Below are 17,100 nucleotides of genomic sequence, written 5' to 3'. Positions count from 1 at the left end.
ACCGGCGAACCGTCACCACTCCTCCTCCGACACGAGTCCCGTCTGTACCAACGGCCTCCCCCGCCGCCGGGACACGAACACGCCCCGTCCGGCAGGCATCGGCCGTGGGCGTACCCCGCCCAGGATGTCGCCCTCGGCCGGGTCGCCCGCCAGGACGACTCCCTGGGCGCCCAGTTCCTTGATGCGCTGCATGAACGACTCGTACGACGCACGGCTCGCGCCAGCCGTGGAACGCGCGATGACGAAGCGCACGCCCACATCGCGGGCGAACGGCAGCAGCTCGGTCAGGCCGCTCAACGGGTTGCCGCTCGACGTGGCGACGAGGTCGTAGTCGTCGATCACCACGTACACCGTCGGGCCCTGCCACCAGCTCCGGTCGCGCAACTGCTGGGCGGTCACCTCCGCGGTCGGCGTCCGCCGCTTCATCAGGTCGGCCAGCGCCGCCATGTGGTGTTCCATGTCGTTGGACATGGGGATGTACTCGGCGAGGTGCGTGTCCGGGGTGACACCCAGCAGGGAGCGCCGGTTGTCCACCACGAACAGCTTGCACTCGTCACCCGCGTAACGCGCGGTCAGCTGCTTGATCAGCAGGCGCAGCAGGTTCGACTTGCCGGACTCGCTCTCGCCGAAGACGAGGAAGAACGGGTCCTGGTCGAAGTCGACGAAGACGGGTTCGAGGTTGTTCTCGTCGAGCGCGAAGGCGATACCGCGCCGCGGGAAACGGTCCCCCGGAGGCAACTGCTCCGCCGGGAACTCGCGTGGCAGCAGCCGGACTTCCGGGGCACCCGGCGACTGCCAGTGCCGCGACACCTCGGCCGCCAGTGCCGATGTGGCGTCCGCCAGGTCCGTGTCCGAGGTCAGTCCGTCGATGCGCGGCACCGCCGCCATGAAGTGCAGCTTCTGCGGTGACAGGCCCCGGCCGGGCACACCGGTGGGCACGTTCGCGGCCACCTTGCGATCCAGTTCGGAGTCCATGGTGTCGCCGAGCCTCAGCTCCAGCCGGTTCAGCAAGTTGTCCTTGAGCGCGGACCGTACCTCCATCGAGCGGGACGCCGAGAGGACCAGGTGGATGCCGTAACCCAGGCCACGCGCGGCGATGTCGGTGACCACCTGGTCGAGCGCCTCGTAGTCGGCGCGGAAGTTGGCCCAACCGTCGATCACCAGGAAGACGTCACCCCACGGCTGGTCGGTGACCGAGATGTCGCCGCGGGCTCGGCGGGTGCGGAACTCGGCGATGGACGAGACGCCCGAGGCCCGGAAGTACTCCTCGCGGCGGGTCAGGACGCCGTACACCTCCGCCACGGTACGCCGCACCTTCTCCGGATCGAGCCGGGAGGCGATACCACCGACATGCGGAAGCCCGGCGACCGCCGACAGACCGCCACCGCCGAAGTCCAGTCCGTAGAACTGCACTTCGTGCGGCGTGTGCGTGAGCGCGAACGAACAGATCAGCGAACGCAGCAGAGTCGACTTGCCGGACTGCGGGCCGCCGAGCACCTGCATGTGCCCCGCCGCGCCGGAGAAGTCCACCCACAGTGGGTCACGACGCTGCTCGTACGGTTTGTCGACGATGCCGACCGGGACCACCAGCCGCCCGGCGCCCTCGTAGCCGGGCTGGGTGAGACCCCGGCCCTCCACGGCGGTGAGTCCGGGCAGCAACCCGTCCAGTGACGGCGGGCTGTCCAGCGGCGGCAGCCACACCTGATGAGCCGCCGGACCCTGGGCTTCCAGCCGGCGGACGACGACATCGAGCACGGTGTCCGCCAGCGCGTCGTCCACCTCGTCCGCGCCGCCCGCCGGACGCGTGCCCTGCTGCGGCACCGGCGCGTACCGAACCGGCACCTGCGCCGCCGTGAACAGCACCGGCCGTCGGTCCACCGGCAGGGGGCCGCCGCCCGTGACCACTCCCTGCTGCCCTCCGGACCGGTAGACCCCGGAGACGTACGCCGCCTTGAAGCGCAGCATCTCGTCCGTGCCGAACTTGAGGAACCCGGAACCCGGCACGTTCGGCAACTCGTACGCGTCCGGCACACCCAGCGCCGCCCGCGACTCGGCGGCGGAGAACGTACGCAGCCCGATGCGGTACGACAGGTACGTCTCCAGACCGCGCAACCGCCCCTCCTCCAGGCGCTGCGAGGCCAGCAGCAGATGTACCCCCAGCGACCGGCCGATCCGTCCGATCTGCACGAACATGTCGATGAAGTCGGGCTTCGCCGTCAGCAGTTCGCTGAACTCGTCGATGACCAGCAGCAGGGAGGGGATGGGCTGGAGCGGAGCACCCGCCGCGCGGGCCTTCTCGTAGTCGTGGATGTTGGCGTAGTTGCCCGCGTCTCGCAGCATCTCCTGGCGGCGGTTGAGTTCACCGCGGATGGAGTCGCCCATGCGGTCGACGAGCGTCAGGTCGTCCGCCAGGTTGGTGATGACCGCCGCCACGTGCGGCATCTGAGCCATACCGGCGAAGGTGGCACCGCCCTTGAAGTCCGCCAGGACGAAGTTCAGGGTCTCGGAGGAGTGGGTGACCGCGAGACCCAGCACCAGGGTGCGCAGCAGTTCCGACTTGCCCGAACCCGTGGCGCCGACACACAGGCCGTGCGGGCCCATGCCCTCCTGGGCCGCCTCCTTGATGTCGAGCATCACCGGCCGGCCGTCCTCACCGACCCCGATCGGCACCCGCAGCCGTTCCGCCTGCGACCGCGTCCGCCAGGTTCGCCTGGTGTCGACGGAGGCGGCGTCGCCGAGGTTCAGCAGGTCCGTGAACTCCAGGTTCGCCAACAGTGGTTCGTCGTCGTCCCCGCCCGAGGCCATGCGCAGCGGCGCCAGTTGACGGGCCAGTGCCTCCGCGGACTCCTGCGACAGCACGTCGGGTGTTCCCTCGTAGACCGCGCCGTGCGCCGACTCCAGGCGCAGCGCGCGGGATCCCACGACGACGGAGAGGTCACCGTGCGCAGCGGCTGTCTCCCGCCCGGCCACCTCGACGACCGTCACGCCCTGCAGGCCCTCGGGGCTCGCCAGCATGGACTCCGGCGGCAAGGACACGCCGTCGAGGACGACGACGATGTGCGGGGTGTCCGGCAGCGGCGCGGCGTTCGGGTGGAAACGCGGACGTCCGGCCAGCCGCGAAGTCAGCAGGTCCTCCACCTCACGGGGGTCACCGCCGATCAGCCGGCGGGTACCGGCACCGTCCGTGACACCGGACGACTGGACGTGCGGAAGCCACTTGGCCCACTCCCAGTGCGGCAGCTCCTGCCGTCCGGCCACGACCGCGACGATCAGGTCCTCGGGGGAGTGCAGGGAGGCGAGGGAAGCCGTGAGCGCCCGGACGGACGACCGTACGGCCTCCGGTTCCCCGCCCAGCGTGATGTGGGAGAAGGCGCGCAGGGAGACCGCCATGGGCAGATCGTCCAGGGTGCCGTGAACCGAGACGAAGCGCTGCATCGCACCCGCCGTGAGCGGCTCGAGCTGCTCGACCGGGCCCGTCTCGGGGGCGACCAGTGGCGTGGCCAGGGGCTGTGGGCCGAGGCCGATGCGTACCTGGCCGAAGTCCTCGTCGCCCGGCCTGCGTTCCCACACCCGGCTGCCCTCGGCAACGAGTGCCCACAGCTGTTCGGGGGAGGGGTGGAGATAGTACTGGGCGTCCCGCTGGGCCCGCGCCGTCTCCTGGGTGGTCCGCCGGACCTGGGACAGATAACTCAGGTAGTCGCGGCGCAGATCGGCCAGCTGCCCCTGGGACCCCCGGCGGAAGCGGACCACCATGGCGATCGACATGGCGATCGTCGACGCGATCATCACCATGCCCATGATCCGCATGAACGGCTGCCCGCTGGTGAAGAAGAAGACGACCGAGCCGCCCATTCCCAACGTCGGCAACAACTGCATCAGCACGCTCTCGTGCTGATTGCGGGGCAGTTCGGGCGGCGGCTGGACCATCACCTCACCCGCGGGCACCTCCGGCGGCAGCGCTCGTGGCGGGCGCTTCACGACGATCTGGCTCACTGCTCACCAATTCCCTTGCCGGCCCGCTGGGTTTGCCGTCCACCACCCCGTCTCAGGCGGACGAGGGCCGCCGCGTGATCCTACTGATCCCATCACACACCGGCGGGCGGTAGGGTGCCGGATGTTCGCGTGAGCACACAGGAAGCCCGGCGGACGTACAGGACATTCCGTGGGATGTGGCGCGACGCGCACGCGCCGGGCCCGGCCTCCCGTCCGCCCCGCACCACCGGGACCTGCGGCGTACACCGGGAAGGCGCGCGGGTTCTTCACACCGCAGACACGGAAGCAGCACCGAGGGGGAGCAGCAGGTGAGCATGACGGCCGCCACCGGCACCAGCGAATCCGGCCGGGGAGCCCCTCCCGGGACCGTGGCGGGGTTCGGCTTCTGCCGGGTCACCATCGTCGCCCCCGACAGCCGCATCGACGTGGCTCTCCCCGACGACGTACCGGTCGCCGACCTCTACCCGGAGATCCTCCGGCTGTCCCGGCAGACCGCCGCCGAGGGCGCGCCGGTCGGCTACCACCTCGTCCGGCGCGACGGCACCGTCCTCGACAGCGCCCGTTCCTTCGCCGCGCAGCGCATTCTCGACGGTGAACTCCTCACCCTGCGCCCGTTCTCCGAATCGCTGCCGCCGGCCGTCTTCGACGATGTCTCCGAGGCGGTCGCCTCCGCGGTGACCCGGGACCGGTCCCTGTGGCGCGAGGACCTCACCCGCGTGGCGGGTCTCGTCGGCGGCGGCCTGCTGCCCGCCCTGCTCGCCTTCGTCGCCTGGAGCGCCGACCCGCGGCACGACATGCACAGCCTCCCCGGCCTCCTCGCGGGCGTCGCCGGAGTGCTCCTCGTCGTCCTCGCCTGCGTCCGCGCGCGCGTCTACGACGACCGGGCCTCGGCCATCGCGCTGGGCCTCGGCGCACTCCCCAACGTGGGTGTGGCGGGCTCCGGACTGCTGACCCTCTCCGAAGGGCAGGGCATCGGGAAGCTCCAGTTCCTGCTCGCCTGCGCGGCCGTGCTGGTGGCCTCGGTGATCCTCACCCTGTGCTCGCCCGGCGGCGACGGCCCCTTCGTCGCCTTCGCGGTCGCCTCGGGCCTCGCCCTGGTCGCGGCTTTCGTGGCACTGCTGCGGAACTGGACGCCGGCCGAGATCGCCGCCCTGTGCGCCCCCGTCGCCATCGGGGCGCTGGCCTTCCTTCCGGGCATGTCCATGCGCTTCGCGCGCCTGCCCATCGGTTTCGAAGCGCCGAACACCGCACCGCGCAGCGTGTACGCGGACGACCCCGAACCGCATGAGCCGGTGGACGCCGGACGGATCGAGGCCCAGGCCCGGCGCGGACACGAACTCCTCGTCGGACTGGTCGGCGGCTGCTCGCTGATCGCGGTCGGCGCTGCCCTGGTGCTGGGCTTCTCCGACGGCCTCTGGGCGCAGCTGCTGGCCCTGGCCACCGGCATCGCCCTGCTGATGCGCGCGCAGCTGTTCCGCTACACCGCGCAGGTCGCCACCGTCCTGGCGGCCGGCCTCGGATCCCTGATCGCGCTCGGTCTCGGCCTGGCGCTCAACCCGCCGAGCGCCCTGGTCCGGGACGCGCTGGAGGGTGACCGCGCGGCTCTCGACATCCGCACGGTCTGGCTGGTCGCGGCCATCGCCGCGGCGGCCGTACTCATCACCGCCATCGGGCTGATGGCTTCGCGCAGCGGGCTCACGCCGTTCTGGGGACGCTTCCTGGAGATCGCCGAGGGCTTCGTCCTGCTGACTCTGGTACCGCTGGCGCTCGCCGTGTTCGACGTGTACGCGTCGGTGCGGTCGATGACCGGCTGACACGCGGCCGGGGGAGGGCGCACAGCGCTCCTGCGCCCTCCCGGGCGCGTACGGCGCTCACTCCGCCTCGGGACCCGCCGGCTCCAGGTCGAACTCCCCGTCCCGCGCCCCCAGCACGAAGGCCCGCCACTCCGCCTCCGTGTAGCGCAGCACCGTCTCCGGGTCGAGGGAGGACCGCATCGCCACGGCACCGCCGGGCAGGTAGGCGATCTCGACCCGTTCCTCGTGCTCCTCGGTGCCCGGCGCGCTGTGCCACTCGACGCCGGAGATGTCGAGGCCGTAGAGCTCGTCCTTCTCCCGCTCCTTGCGCGCCTTGATCTCCTCAGTCGTCTCCGCCATGCCGCAGCGACCCCTTTCCGACGTACGAACGGTTCGATCGCTCACCCTAGTGGCCCCCTCCGCCCGACCTGGGCGGTTCCGCGGACCGGGGGAGAGAGCCCCCTGCCGCCTGGTACGCTGACTGACGGCCGTTTGTGTACGCACCCCCGGAGCGAGCTCTCGCCCTGGTGGCCGCGCCCAGCGGATCCCCGCCTTCCGAGTCATGGAAGACCCCCCGAGACGAAGACCGGGGGCACTCGGTGGCCACTCACAGACTATGAGGAGTACGCGTGTCGCTCGACGCCGCAGTGAAGAAGCAGATCATCTCCGAGTTCGGTACCAAGGAGGGTGACACCGGCTCCCCCGAGGTCCAGGTCGCTCTGCTGTCCCGTCGGATCTCCGACCTGACCGAGCACCTCAAGACCCACAAGCACGACCACCACTCCCGCCGTGGTCTGCTGATCCTGGTCGGTCAGCGCCGCCGGCTGCTGCAGTACCTCGCCAAGAAGGACATCCAGCGCTTCCGTGCGCTGGTCGACCGCCTCGGCATCCGCCGCGGTGCGGCGGGCGCCAAGTAGGACGCCGTGAAGGGAGCGGTTCCCTGGGACAAGGGGGCCGCTCCTTTTGCTGTACGTGCGGACTGTCACCGCGCCTTTGTAGTGTGGTAGCACAACGCAAGAGACACGACACGGTGTGATGCCCCGCCCCGCATGGGTATGCGGGCCATCACGCCACCGACGTCATCGGACGTCACGACGTACGAGGAGGAGCGCACCTCGCCGCCGCCGGTCCTCGGTAGTGGCCCCCGGGAGAGTGAACCCGGGTGCTTCGATCGAAGACCGGCCCGCACCAGTGGAGCGCTTCTCCGCCACCGTCCCCCCGCCACACGGGCGGGCAGGGACGAAAGACGACAAGTAACGGAGAAAACGCTAGTGGAGAACGAGACCCACTACGCCGAGGCCGTCATCGACAACGGCTCCTTCGGCACCCGCACCATCCGCTTCGAGACGGGCCGCCTGGCCCGTCAGGCCGCCGGTTCCGCCGTGGCCTACCTGGACGACGACACCATGGTGCTGTCGGCCACCACCGCCTCCAAGAACCCCAAGGACCAGCTCGACTTCTTCCCCCTCACGGTGGACGTCGAGGAGCGGATGTACGCGGCGGGCCGGATCCCCGGCTCCTTCTTCCGCCGTGAGGGGCGGCCCTCCGAGGACGCCATCCTCACCTGCCGCCTCATCGACCGCCCGCTGCGCCCGTCCTTCAAGAAGGGCCTGCGCAACGAGATCCAGGTCGTCGCCACGATCATGGCGCTCAACCCCGACCACCTGTACGACGTCGTGGCGATCAACGCCGCCTCCGCGTCCACGCAGCTGGCCGGTCTGCCCTTCTCCGGCCCGATCGGCGGCGTCCGCGTCGCGCTGATCCGCGGCCAGTGGGTGGCCTTCCCGACGCACACCGAGCTCGAGGACGCCGTCTTCGACATGGTCGTCGCGGGCCGCACCCTGGAGGACGGCGACGTCGCGATCATGATGGTCGAGGCCGAGGCCACCGAGAAGACCATCAAGCTGGTCGAGGGCGGCGCCGAGGCGCCGACCGAGGAGATCGTCGCCGCCGGTCTGGACGCCGCGAAGCCCTTCATCAAGGTGCTCTGCCGGGCCCAGGCCGACCTCGCCGCCAAGGCCGCCAAGCCCACCGGTGAGTTCCCGATCTTCCTGGACTACCAGGACGACGTCCTCGAGGCGCTGACCGGCGCCGTCAAGCCCGAGCTGGCCCAGGCGCTCACCATCGCCGGCAAGCAGGAGCGCGAGGCCGAGCTGGACCGCGTCAAGGCGCTCGCCGCCGAGAAGCTCCTGCCGGAGTTCGAGGGCCGCGAGAAGGAGATCTCCGCCGCGTACCGCTCGCTGACCAAGTCCCTGGTCCGTGAGCGCGTCATCAAGGAGAAGAAGCGCATCGACGGCCGCGGTGTCACCGACATCCGCACCCTGGCCGCCGAGGTCGAGGCGATCCCGCGGGTGCACGGCTCGGCGCTGTTCGAGCGTGGCGAGACCCAGATCCTGGGCGTCACCACCCTCAACATGCTCCGCATGGAGCAGCAGCTGGACACCCTCTCCCCGGTGACCCGCAAGCGCTACATGCACAACTACAACTTCCCGCCCTACTCCACCGGTGAGACCGGCCGCGTCGGCTCCCCGAAGCGCCGCGAGATCGGCCACGGCGCCCTCGCCGAGCGCGCCCTGGTCCCGGTCCTGCCGACGCGCGAGGAGTTCCCCTACGCGATCCGTCAGGTGTCCGAGGCCCTCGGCTCCAACGGCTCGACGTCCATGGGCTCCGTGTGCGCCTCCACCATGTCGCTGCTGAACGCCGGTGTGCCGCTGAAGGCCCCGGTCGCCGGTATCGCCATGGGTCTGATCTCCCAGGAGATCGAGGGCGAGACGCACTACGTCACCCTCACCGACATCCTCGGTGCGGAGGACGCCTTCGGCGACATGGACTTCAAGGTCGCCGGCACCAAGGAGTTCGTGACCGCCCTCCAGCTCGACACCAAGCTGGACGGCATTCCCGCCTCCGTCCTGGCCGCCGCCCTCAAGCAGGCCCGTGACGCCCGCCTCCACATCCTCGACGTGATGATGGAAGCGATCGACACGCCGGACGAGATGTCCCCGAACGCGCCGCGGATCATCACGGTGAAGATCCCGGTCGACAAGATCGGCGAGGTCATCGGCCCCAAGGGCAAGATGATCAACCAGATCCAGGAGGACACCGGCGCCGAGATCACGATCGAGGACGACGGCACCATCTACATCGGTGCCGCCGACGGCCCCTCCGCCGAGGCCGCCCGCACCACGATCAACGGCATCGCCAACCCGACGATGCCCGAGGTCGGCGAGCGCTACCTGGGCACGGTCGTCAAGACGACCACGTTCGGCGCGTTCGTCTCCCTGCTGCCCGGCAAGGACGGTCTGCTGCACATCTCGCAGATCCGCAAGCTGGCCGGCGGCAAGCGCGTGGAGAACGTCGAGGACGTCCTCGGCGTGGGCCAGAAGGTCCAGGTCGAGATCGCCGAGATCGACTCCCGCGGCAAGCTCTCCCTGATCCCCGTGATCGAGGGCGAAGAGGGCGCCTCCGACAACGACAAGAAGGACGACGCCGACAAGTGACGTCCCGTAGCGCCAAGGCGACGGCCCGCACCTCCTCGGAGGCGCGGGCCGTCGCCCGTACCCAAACCCTGATCAAGGGCGAGAACGGCATCGGCACGGTCCGCAGGACCACCCTCCCCGGGGGCCTGCGCATCGTCACCGAGACACTGCCCTCGGTCCGCTCGGCGACCTTCGGCATCTGGGCGCACGTCGGCTCCCGCGACGAGACCCCCGCCCTGAACGGCGCGACCCACTACCTGGAGCACCTGCTCTTCAAGGGCACCTCGCGCCGGTCCGCCCTGGACATCTCCGCGGCCCTCGACGCCGTCGGCGGCGAGATGAACGCGTTCACGGCCAAGGAGTACACGTGCTACTACGCGCGTGTACTCGACACCGACCTGCCGCTCGCCATCGACGTGGTGTGCGACATGCTCACCGGCTCCGTGATCCGCGAGGAGGACGTCGACGTCGAGCGCGGCGCCATCCTCGAAGAGATCGCCATGACCGAGGACGACCCGGGCGACTGTGTGCACGACCTGTTCGCGCACACCATGTTCGGCGACACCCCCCTCGGCCGCCCGGTCCTCGGCACGGTCGACACGGTCAACGCCCTCACCGCCGACCGCATCCGCCGCTTCTACAGGAAGCACTACGACCCGACCCACCTCGTCGTCGCCTGCGCCGGAAACGTCGACCACAACAAGGTCGTACGCCAGGTCCGCGCCGCCTTCGAGAAGGCCGGCGCGCTCAAGAACCCGGCCGCCGAGCCGATCGCCCCGCGCGGCGGCCTGCGGACGCTGCGCACCGCCGGCCGCGTCGAGCTCATCGGCCGGAAGACCGAGCAGGCGCACATCGTCCTCGGCATGCCGGGCCTGGCCCGCACCGACGAGCGGCGCTGGGCCCTCGGCGTGCTGAACACCGCCCTCGGCGGCGGCATGTCCTCCCGCCTGTTCCAGGAGGTCAGGGAGAAGCGCGGCCTGGCCTACAGCGTGTACTCGTACACCTCCGGCTTCGCCGACTGCGGCCTGTTCGGCGTGTACGCCGGGTGCAGGCCCTCCCAGGTGCACGACGTGCTGAAGATCTGCCGCGACGAACTCGACCAGGTCGCCGAGCACGGACTGCCCGACGACGAGATCGAGCGCGCCATCGGCCAGCTGAAGGGCTCCACCGTCCTCGGCCTCGAGGACACCGGGGCGCTGATGAACCGTATCGGCAAGAGCGAACTGTGCTGGGGCGAGCAGATGTCGGTCGACGACATGCTGGCCCGGATAGCCTCGGTCACCCCGGACGACGTCCGCGCGGTCGCCCGCGACGTCCTGGGACGGCGGCCGTCCCTGTCGGTCATCGGCCCCCTCAAGGACAAGCAGGCGTCCCGCCTGCACGACGCCGTCGCCTGACCCATCCCGGTAAGGAAGCAAAGAACATGAGCAAGCTGCGCGTGGCGGTTCTCGGCGCCAGGGGCCGGATCGGTTCCGAGGCGGTACGGGCCGTCGAGGCCGCCGACGACATGGAACTGGTGGCCGCCCTCGGCCGGGGCGACAAGCTCGAGACCCTCGCGGAACAGGGTGCCCAGGTCGCCGTGGAGCTGACCACCCCCGCCTCGGTCATGGGCAACCTCGACTTCTGCGTACGCCACGGCATCCACGCCGTCGTCGGCACCACCGGCTGGACCGACGACCGCCTCGCGCAGCTCGGGGGCCGGCTGGACCAGTCCCCGGGGACCGGCGTGCTCATCGCGCCGAACTTCTCGATCGGCGCCGTCCTGACCATGAAGTTCGCACAGATCGCCGCCCCGTACTTCGAATCGGTCGAGGTCGTCGAGCTGCACCACCCGAACAAGGTCGACGCCCCCTCCGGCACCGCCACACGCACCGCCCAGCTCGTCGCCGAGGCCCGCCGCCGGGCCGGCAGCGCGCCCGCCCCGGACGCCACGGCCACAGCGCTCGACGGCGCCCGTGGCGCCGACGTCGACGGTGTCCCGGTGCACGCGATCCGGCTGCGCGGGCTCCTCGCCCACCAGGAGGTCCTGCTCGGCGGCGAGGGCGAGACCCTCACCGTCCGCCACGACTCCCTGCACCACAGCAGCTTCATGCCGGGCATCCTGCTCGGCGTCCGCCGCGTGGTGACCACTCCGGGCCTCACCTTCGGCCTGGAACACTTCCTCGACCTGAACTGAGCCGAGCGGACCCCATGCGCGCGAAGATCTCCTACGCCGTCACGGCCGCCGTCCTGGTCGTCTACTTCGTCCTGGTCGGCAGCCGTGGTGTGCTGCTCATCGAGGCCGGTACACCGCTCACCGTCACGTTCGGTGTCGCGGTGCTGATCCTGCCCGTCATCGGTGTCTGGTTCCTGTGGAAGAACACCGAGTTCGTCCGCAACGCCAACCGGCTCGCCGCCCTGCTCGACGCCGAGGGCGCCCTGCCCGTCGACGAGCTGAAGCGCCTGCCCAGCGGCCGCATCGACCGGGACTCGGCCGACGAGGTCTTCGCCCGGCGCAAGGCCGAGACCGAGGACGCCCCCGACGACTGGCGCAGCTGGTTCCGTCTCGCCGTCGCCTACCACGACGCCCGTGACACCCCGCGCGCCCGCAAGGCGATGCAGCGGGCGATCACGCTGCACAAGACCTCGTCCTGAGCGCGCGGGGGGACGGGAGGCTCAGTCGCGCCCGTACTCGGAGGCCCATGCCTCCACGGTGTCGGCCGCCCGGTCGAAGGCGAGCTGGTCGCGCCCCAGGAAGTCCGCGTTGTGCGTGGTCAGCAGCGGCGGCAGCGACTCCCCGGAACGCCCCCGGGCGAGGACCAGCGCCTGCCCCTGCACCGTCCGCGGCAGCCCCAGCCAGCGCACCGGCTGCTGCACCGTGCGCACGGAGACGACCTGGTCCCAGGCCGTCGTACGCGTGCTGACGAACGCCACGTGGCGCAGCCCCCGGGCACTGACCCACACGCCCATGCGCAGCAGGCGCAGCGCGCAGGCGACACCGGCCAGCGCGATCGCGAACACCGTCCCGGCGGACGCCGGTGTCGCCGTCGCCGCGATGATCACCGCGGCGAACAGCACGAACGAGGCGAGCAGCAGCAGGAGCGCCGCCGCCCCCACCCGCCAGGGACCGGGACGGTAGGGGCGCCGCCAGCGGTCCCGGTCGTCGTGCGGCAGGGCGATGTCGTCCGCCGTGTCGAAGGCGCGGTCGGCCGTCAGGAAGGGCAGGGGCACGGCTGGTCCTCACTCGATCCATGCGTGGGCAGTGCCCGGTGAGGCTACCTATCTGTGTCACCCGTCACCACCCTCGGGGGTCCGGACGGCGCCGGTGCGGGGCCGGCCGGGGCGGCTCAGCGCCCGTCGGTGGCCTGCGACCGCTGTGTGTCCGCGCCGGAGGGGGCGGTGGACATCGAAGGCATCCCTATGAGCAGGGAACCCACCAGCCCGGCGACCAGGGTGAGCCCGAGCAGCCAGCGCCCGGCCATCTGACCGGCGGTGGCCCGCTCACGGGGCGGCGGGGTGACATTGCTGCGGAACCTGTCCGCCTCGGCGACGAAGGCGAACGGTACGGGTTCGCGCCGACCGAACATCGGGGTGCGTCTCCCTTCGGGGTCGAACTTCCGGATCGAACTTCGGGATCGAACTTCGGGATCGAACGAGTCACTGTCACCAACACAGACGAACGGATGCCCCGAAAGGTGCCCGCACCCGCCCATTCCGTCACGGCAGGGCACTTCCCCCACGGCTTCGGGAGCCCCGTAGAGTGGGCGCCGCACAGCAGCCGCGATGGGAAGGACCCCCTTGACCTCCGCCGACGATCCCAAGCCGTCACCGCGCACCGACGTCACCTTGCGGAGCGACGTCACCGTCGAGCTGGTGAAGTCCAGCGCCTCCGACTCCGACGTCCTGTTCGCCGCCCGCGTCTCGACGCTGGGGGAGCAGTCCATCGGTGAACTGCAGAAGGACCCGGAGCGCTCCAGGGGACTGATCAACTACCTGATGCGGGACCGGCACGGCAGCCCGTTCGAGCACAACTCGATGACCTTCCTGGTCAGCGCGCCGATCTTCGTGTTCCGGGAGTTCATGCGGCACCGGGTCGGCTGGTCCTACAACGAGGAGTCCGGCCGGTACCGGGAGCTGCAGCCCGTCTTCTACGTCCCCGACGCCTCGCGCAAGCTCGTGCAGGAAGGCCGCCCGGGCAAGTACGTCTTCGTCGAGGGCACCCCGGCGCAGCACTCGGCCGTCGGGACGGTGCTGAGCGACACGTACCACCAGGCGTACGAGGCCTACCAGAAGCTGCTGGCCGAGGGCGTCGCCCGCGAGGTCGCCCGCGCGGCGCTCCCCGTCGGCCTGTACTCCTCGATGTACGCCACCTGCAACGCCCGCTCGCTGATGCACTTCCTCGGTCTGCGCACCCAGCACGAGCAGGCGAAGGTCCCGTCCTTCCCGCAGCGGGAGATCGAGATGGTCGGCGAGAAGATGGAGGCCGAGTGGGCCCGGCTCATGCCGCTCACGTACGCCGCGTTCAACGCCAACGGACGCGTCGCCCCGTAACGGGACCCGCTCCCACAAGCGAGCACACATGTACGGATCAGCCGCGCGAAGTGTCCGTATTGCGACATTTCGTGAAGTTCATCTAGCCTGATCGAACGGGCCCGGCACTGCCTGAACCCCCGAGCAGGCAGTGCCGGGCTCCCCCTTCGCCCCACCCTGTCGCCTCCCCCGAGGGAAGACCCCGGCCTGAGCAACGAGTAGCGTGTAACCCATGGCTCCGACCTCGACTCCGCAGACCCCCTTCGGGCGGGTCCTCACCGCCATGGTCACGCCCTTCACGGCGGACGGCGCACTCGACCTCGACGGCGCACAGCGGCTCGCCGCCCACCTGGTGGACGCAGGCAACGACGGCCTGATCATCAACGGCACCACCGGCGAGTCCCCCACCACCAGCGACGCGGAGAAATCGGATCTCGTACGGGCGGTCGTGGAGGCCGTCGGGGACCGGGCCCACGTCGTGGCCGGAGTCGGCACCAACGACACCCACCACAGCACCGAACTGGCGCGCGCCGCGGAACGCGCCGGCGCACACGGCCTCCTGGTCGTCACGCCGTACTACAACAAGCCCCCGCAGGAGGGCCTCTACCGGCACTTCACGGCCGTCGCCGACGCCGCCGAGCTGCCGGTCATGCTCTACGACATCCCCGGCCGCAGCGGCGTCCCGATCAGCACGGAGACGATCGTCCGGCTCGCCGAGCACCCGCGGATCGTCGCCAACAAGGACGCCAAGGGCGACCTCGGCCGCGCCGGCTGGGCCATCGCCCGCTCCGGCCTCGCCTGGTACTCCGGCGACGACATGCTCAACCTGCCCCTGCTCTCCATCGGAGCGGTCGGCTTCGTATCGGTCGTCGGCCACCTCGTCACCCCCGAGCTGCGCACCCTCGTCGAGGCCTACACCTCGGGAGACGTGCAGAAGGCCACCGAGATCCACCAGAAGCTGCTCCCCGTCTACACGGGCGTGTTCCGCACCCAGGGCGTGATGACCACCAAGGCGGCGCTCACCCTCAAGGGCCTGCCCGCCGGGCCCCTGCGCGCCCCCATGGCCGAGTGCACGCCGGAAGAGATCGAGCAGCTCAAGATCGATCTTGCCGCCGGCGGGGTACAACTCCAGTAACCAGACTTCGCGCGACGGCCCGCGCAGACGTACTTCACAACTGAACAGGCGGGACACCGGTGCCCGCACCCCACAACGACAACTGCTTCTGCACGAACGTCACGCGCGCCACGTGCCACCGGTACGTGGCGCGCGTGTTTGAGGAGAGTCTTTTGAGTCATCCGCATCCTGAACTCGGCCCGCCGCCGCCGCTCCCCAAGGGCGGCCTGCGCGTCACCCCGCTCGGCGGCCTCGGCGAGATCGGCCGCAACATGACGGTCTTCGAGTACGGGGGCCGCCTGCTCATCGTCGACTGCGGAGTCCTCTTCCCCGAGGAGGAGCAGCCCGGAATCGACCTGATCCTGCCGGACTTCTCGTCCATCCGGGACCGTCTCGACGACATCGAGGGCATCGTCCTCACCCACGGCCACGAGGACCACATCGGCGGCGTCCCCTTCCTCCTGCGCGAGAAGCCGGACATCCCGCTGATCGGCTCCAAGCTCACGCTCGCCCTCATCGAGGCGAAGCTCCAGGAGCACCGCATCCGCCCCTACACCCTTCAGGTGGCGGAGGGACAGCGCGAGCGCATCGGCCCCTTCGACTGCGAGTTCGTCGCGGTCAACCACTCCATCCCCGACGCCCTCGCCGTGGCCATCCGCACCCCCGCCGGCATGGCGGTGCACACCGGCGACTTCAAGATGGACCAGCTCCCGCTGGACAACCGCCTCACGGATCTGCATGCGTTCGCCCGGCTCAGTGAGGAAGGCATCGACCTTCTGCTGTCCGATTCCACGAACGCCGAGGTCCCGGGCTTCGTCCCGCCCGAGCGTGACATCTCGAACGTCCTGCGTCAGGTCTTCGCCGGAGCCCGCAAGCGGATCATCGTGGCCAGCTTCGCCAGCCACGTCCACCGCATCCAGCAGATCCTGGACGCGGCGCACGAGTACGGCCGCCGGGTCGCCTTCGTCGGCCGTTCCATGGTCCGCAACATGGGCATCGCCCGTGACCTCGGGTACCTGAGGGTCCCGGCAGGCCTGGTCGTGGACGTGAAGACCCTGGACGACCTGCCGGACAGCGAGGTCGTGCTGGTCTGCACGGGCTCCCAGGGCGAACCGATGGCCGCCCTGTCCCGGATGGCCAACCGCGACCACCAGATCCGCATCGTCGACGGCGACACCGTGATCCTGGCGTCGTCGCTCATCCCCGGCAACGAGAACGCGGTCTACCGCGTGATCAACGGCCTGACCCGCTGGGGCGCCAACGTCGTGCACAAGGGCAACGCCAAGGTGCACGTCTCGGGCCACGCCTCGGCCGGTGAGCTGCTGTACTTCTACAACATCTGCCGCCCGAAGAACCTGATGCCGGTGCACGGCGAATGGCGCCACCTGCGCGCCAACGCCGAGCTGGGCGCCCTCACCGGCGTCCCGCACGACCGCATCGTCATCGCCGAGGACGGCGTGGTCGTCGACCTCGTGGAGGGCAAGGCCAAGATCTCGGGCAAGGTCCAGGCGGGCTACGTCTACGTCGACGGCCTCTCCGTCGGAGACGTCGGCGAGCCGGCACTCAAGGACCGCAAGATCCTCGGCGACGAGGGCATCATCTCGGTCTTCGTCGTCATGGACTCCTCCACCGGCAAGATCACGGGCGGCCCGCATGTGCAGGCCCGCGGCTCCGGCATCGAGGACTCCGCCTTCGGTGAGGTGATTCCGAAGATCACGGAGGTGCTGGAGCGCTCGGCCCAGGACGGTGTCGTCGAACCGCACCAGATGCAGCAGCTGGTCCGCCGCACGCTGGGCAAGTGGGTCTCCGACACCTACCGGCGCCGGCCGATGATCCTGCCCGTGGTGGTCGAGGTCTGACGACCCGTCGGGGAGCCGACGAGGGACGAACAGGGAGCGGGGCGCCACGATTTGCATCGGGGCGCCCCGCTCCAGTACGTTTACAGCTCCCCCCGATCGGGCACCCGGACGCTTCGTGCGCCGGGACCAGTCCCGGAAGCGGGTGGGAAAACCGGCTCAGAATCTCTGATAAAGTCGGATCCGCCGGAAAGGGAAACGCGGAAGCGTGAACCTGGAAAGCACCGAGGAAATCGGATCGAAAAGATCTGATAGAGTCGGAAACACCGAAGGGAAGCGCCCGGAGGAAAGCCCGAGAGGGTGAGTACGAAGGAAGCGTCCGTTCCTTGAGAACTCAACAGCGTGCCAAAAGTCAACGC

13 protein-coding genes are annotated in these 17,100 nt (G+C 70.1%); 9 read left to right on the top strand and 4 right to left on the bottom strand.

Features of this window, described 5'->3' with window-relative positions; translation table 11 throughout:
- Positions 1–12: 12 nt before the first annotated feature.
- The gene (eccCa, locus tag ACZ434_RS15690) at positions 13–3,993 is read right to left on the bottom strand and encodes a type VII secretion protein EccCa (protein WP_468455941.1); all 3,981 of its coding nucleotides are present in this window, start codon (positions 3,991–3,993) and stop codon (positions 13–15) included.
- A gap of 314 nt (positions 3,994–4,307) precedes the next feature.
- On the opposite strand from eccCa, the gene eccD reads away from it, so the two are divergent.
- Positions 4,308–5,807 carry a type VII secretion integral membrane protein EccD gene (gene eccD / locus ACZ434_RS15685; RefSeq protein ID WP_468456385.1) on the top strand — a complete coding sequence of 500 codons (1,500 nt, stop codon included), beginning with the start codon at positions 4,308–4,310 and terminating at the stop codon, positions 5,805–5,807.
- Between the two features lie 57 nt (positions 5,808–5,864).
- On the opposite strand, the gene ACZ434_RS15680 is transcribed toward eccD, so the two are convergent.
- On the bottom strand, positions 5,865–6,146 hold the full coding sequence (locus ACZ434_RS15680) for a DUF397 domain-containing protein (RefSeq protein WP_468455939.1): 282 nt from the start codon (positions 6,144–6,146) through the stop codon (positions 5,865–5,867).
- A gap of 269 nt (positions 6,147–6,415) precedes the next feature.
- On the opposite strand from ACZ434_RS15680, the gene rpsO reads away from it, so the two are divergent.
- The 5 genes from rpsO (at position 6,416) to ACZ434_RS15655 (ending at position 11,896) form a co-directional block, all read left to right on the top strand.
- Positions 6,416–6,703 (top strand): 30S ribosomal protein S15, encoded by a 288-nt coding sequence (rpsO, locus tag ACZ434_RS15675; RefSeq protein WP_004924725.1) that lies wholly within the window; start codon positions 6,416–6,418, stop codon positions 6,701–6,703.
- 354 nt (positions 6,704–7,057) lie between these two features.
- Positions 7,058–9,283 (top strand): polyribonucleotide nucleotidyltransferase, encoded by a 2,226-nt coding sequence (locus ACZ434_RS15670; RefSeq protein ID WP_468455937.1) that lies wholly within the window; start codon positions 7,058–7,060, stop codon positions 9,281–9,283.
- Positions 9,280–10,659 carry a M16 family metallopeptidase gene (locus ACZ434_RS15665; RefSeq protein ID WP_468455935.1) on the top strand — a complete coding sequence of 460 codons (1,380 nt, stop codon included), beginning with the start codon at positions 9,280–9,282 and terminating at the stop codon, positions 10,657–10,659. Before ACZ434_RS15670 ends, ACZ434_RS15665 begins: the two co-directional genes overlap by 4 nt.
- A gap of 26 nt (positions 10,660–10,685) precedes the next feature.
- Entirely contained in the window at positions 10,686–11,438 is a 753-nt protein-coding gene (dapB, locus tag ACZ434_RS15660) for a 4-hydroxy-tetrahydrodipicolinate reductase (RefSeq protein ID WP_468455933.1), read from the top strand.
- Positions 11,439–11,452: 14 nt separating this feature from the next.
- Positions 11,453–11,896, top strand: a complete 444-nt coding sequence (locus tag ACZ434_RS15655; RefSeq protein ID WP_468455931.1) for a hypothetical protein — start codon at positions 11,453–11,455, stop codon at positions 11,894–11,896.
- A gap of 21 nt (positions 11,897–11,917) precedes the next feature.
- On the opposite strand, the gene ACZ434_RS15650 is transcribed toward ACZ434_RS15655, so the two are convergent.
- Together ACZ434_RS15650 and ACZ434_RS15645 are read right to left on the bottom strand one after the other, a co-directional pair.
- On the bottom strand, positions 11,918–12,472 hold the full coding sequence (locus ACZ434_RS15650; RefSeq protein ID WP_468455929.1) for a hypothetical protein: 555 nt from the start codon (positions 12,470–12,472) through the stop codon (positions 11,918–11,920).
- A 116-nt stretch (positions 12,473–12,588) separates the two neighbouring features.
- Complete coding sequence (locus ACZ434_RS15645) at positions 12,589–12,828, bottom strand: hypothetical protein (protein ID WP_468455927.1); 240 nt, start codon at positions 12,826–12,828, stop codon at positions 12,589–12,591.
- Positions 12,829–13,039: 211 nt separating this feature from the next.
- On the opposite strand from ACZ434_RS15645, the gene thyX reads away from it, so the two are divergent.
- The 3 genes from thyX to ACZ434_RS15630 all read left to right on the top strand — a co-directional run bounded on the left by thyX (position 13,040) and on the right by ACZ434_RS15630 (position 16,744).
- Positions 13,040–13,792, top strand: coding sequence for an FAD-dependent thymidylate synthase (gene thyX, locus ACZ434_RS15640; RefSeq protein WP_468455925.1), 753 nt, complete (start codon positions 13,040–13,042; stop codon positions 13,790–13,792).
- 211 nt (positions 13,793–14,003) lie between these two features.
- A complete protein-coding gene (gene dapA, locus ACZ434_RS15635; RefSeq protein ID WP_468455923.1) occupies positions 14,004–14,906 on the top strand; it encodes a 4-hydroxy-tetrahydrodipicolinate synthase in 903 nt (300 codons plus the stop codon).
- Between the two features lie 152 nt (positions 14,907–15,058).
- Positions 15,059–16,744 carry a ribonuclease J gene (locus ACZ434_RS15630; protein ID WP_468455921.1) on the top strand — a complete coding sequence of 562 codons (1,686 nt, stop codon included), beginning with the start codon at positions 15,059–15,061 and terminating at the stop codon, positions 16,742–16,744.
- The last annotated feature ends 356 nt before the right edge of the window (positions 16,745–17,100 follow it).

The organism is Streptomyces sp. NPDC030893, assembly GCF_055571535.1.
This window is presented reverse-complemented; position numbering and strand designations above follow the sequence as displayed.

What these genes read in the sequence shown, in the direction of transcription:
- eccD (WP_468456385.1), top strand. Translation starts at nt 4,308, where the DNA reads ATGACGGCCGCCACCGGCACCAGCGAATCCGGCCGGGGAGCCCCTCCC.
- ACZ434_RS15680 (WP_468455939.1), bottom strand. Translation starts at nt 6,146, where the DNA reads ATGGCGGAGACGACTGAGGAGATCAAGGCGCGCAAGGAGCGGGAGAAG.
- dapB (WP_468455933.1), top strand. Translation starts at nt 10,686, where the DNA reads ATGAGCAAGCTGCGCGTGGCGGTTCTCGGCGCCAGGGGCCGGATCGGT.
- ACZ434_RS15655 (WP_468455931.1), top strand. Translation starts at nt 11,453, where the DNA reads ATGCGCGCGAAGATCTCCTACGCCGTCACGGCCGCCGTCCTGGTCGTC.
- ACZ434_RS15645 (WP_468455927.1), bottom strand. Translation starts at nt 12,828, where the DNA reads ATGTTCGGTCGGCGCGAACCCGTACCGTTCGCCTTCGTCGCCGAGGCG.
- dapA (WP_468455923.1), top strand. Translation starts at nt 14,004, where the DNA reads ATGGCTCCGACCTCGACTCCGCAGACCCCCTTCGGGCGGGTCCTCACC.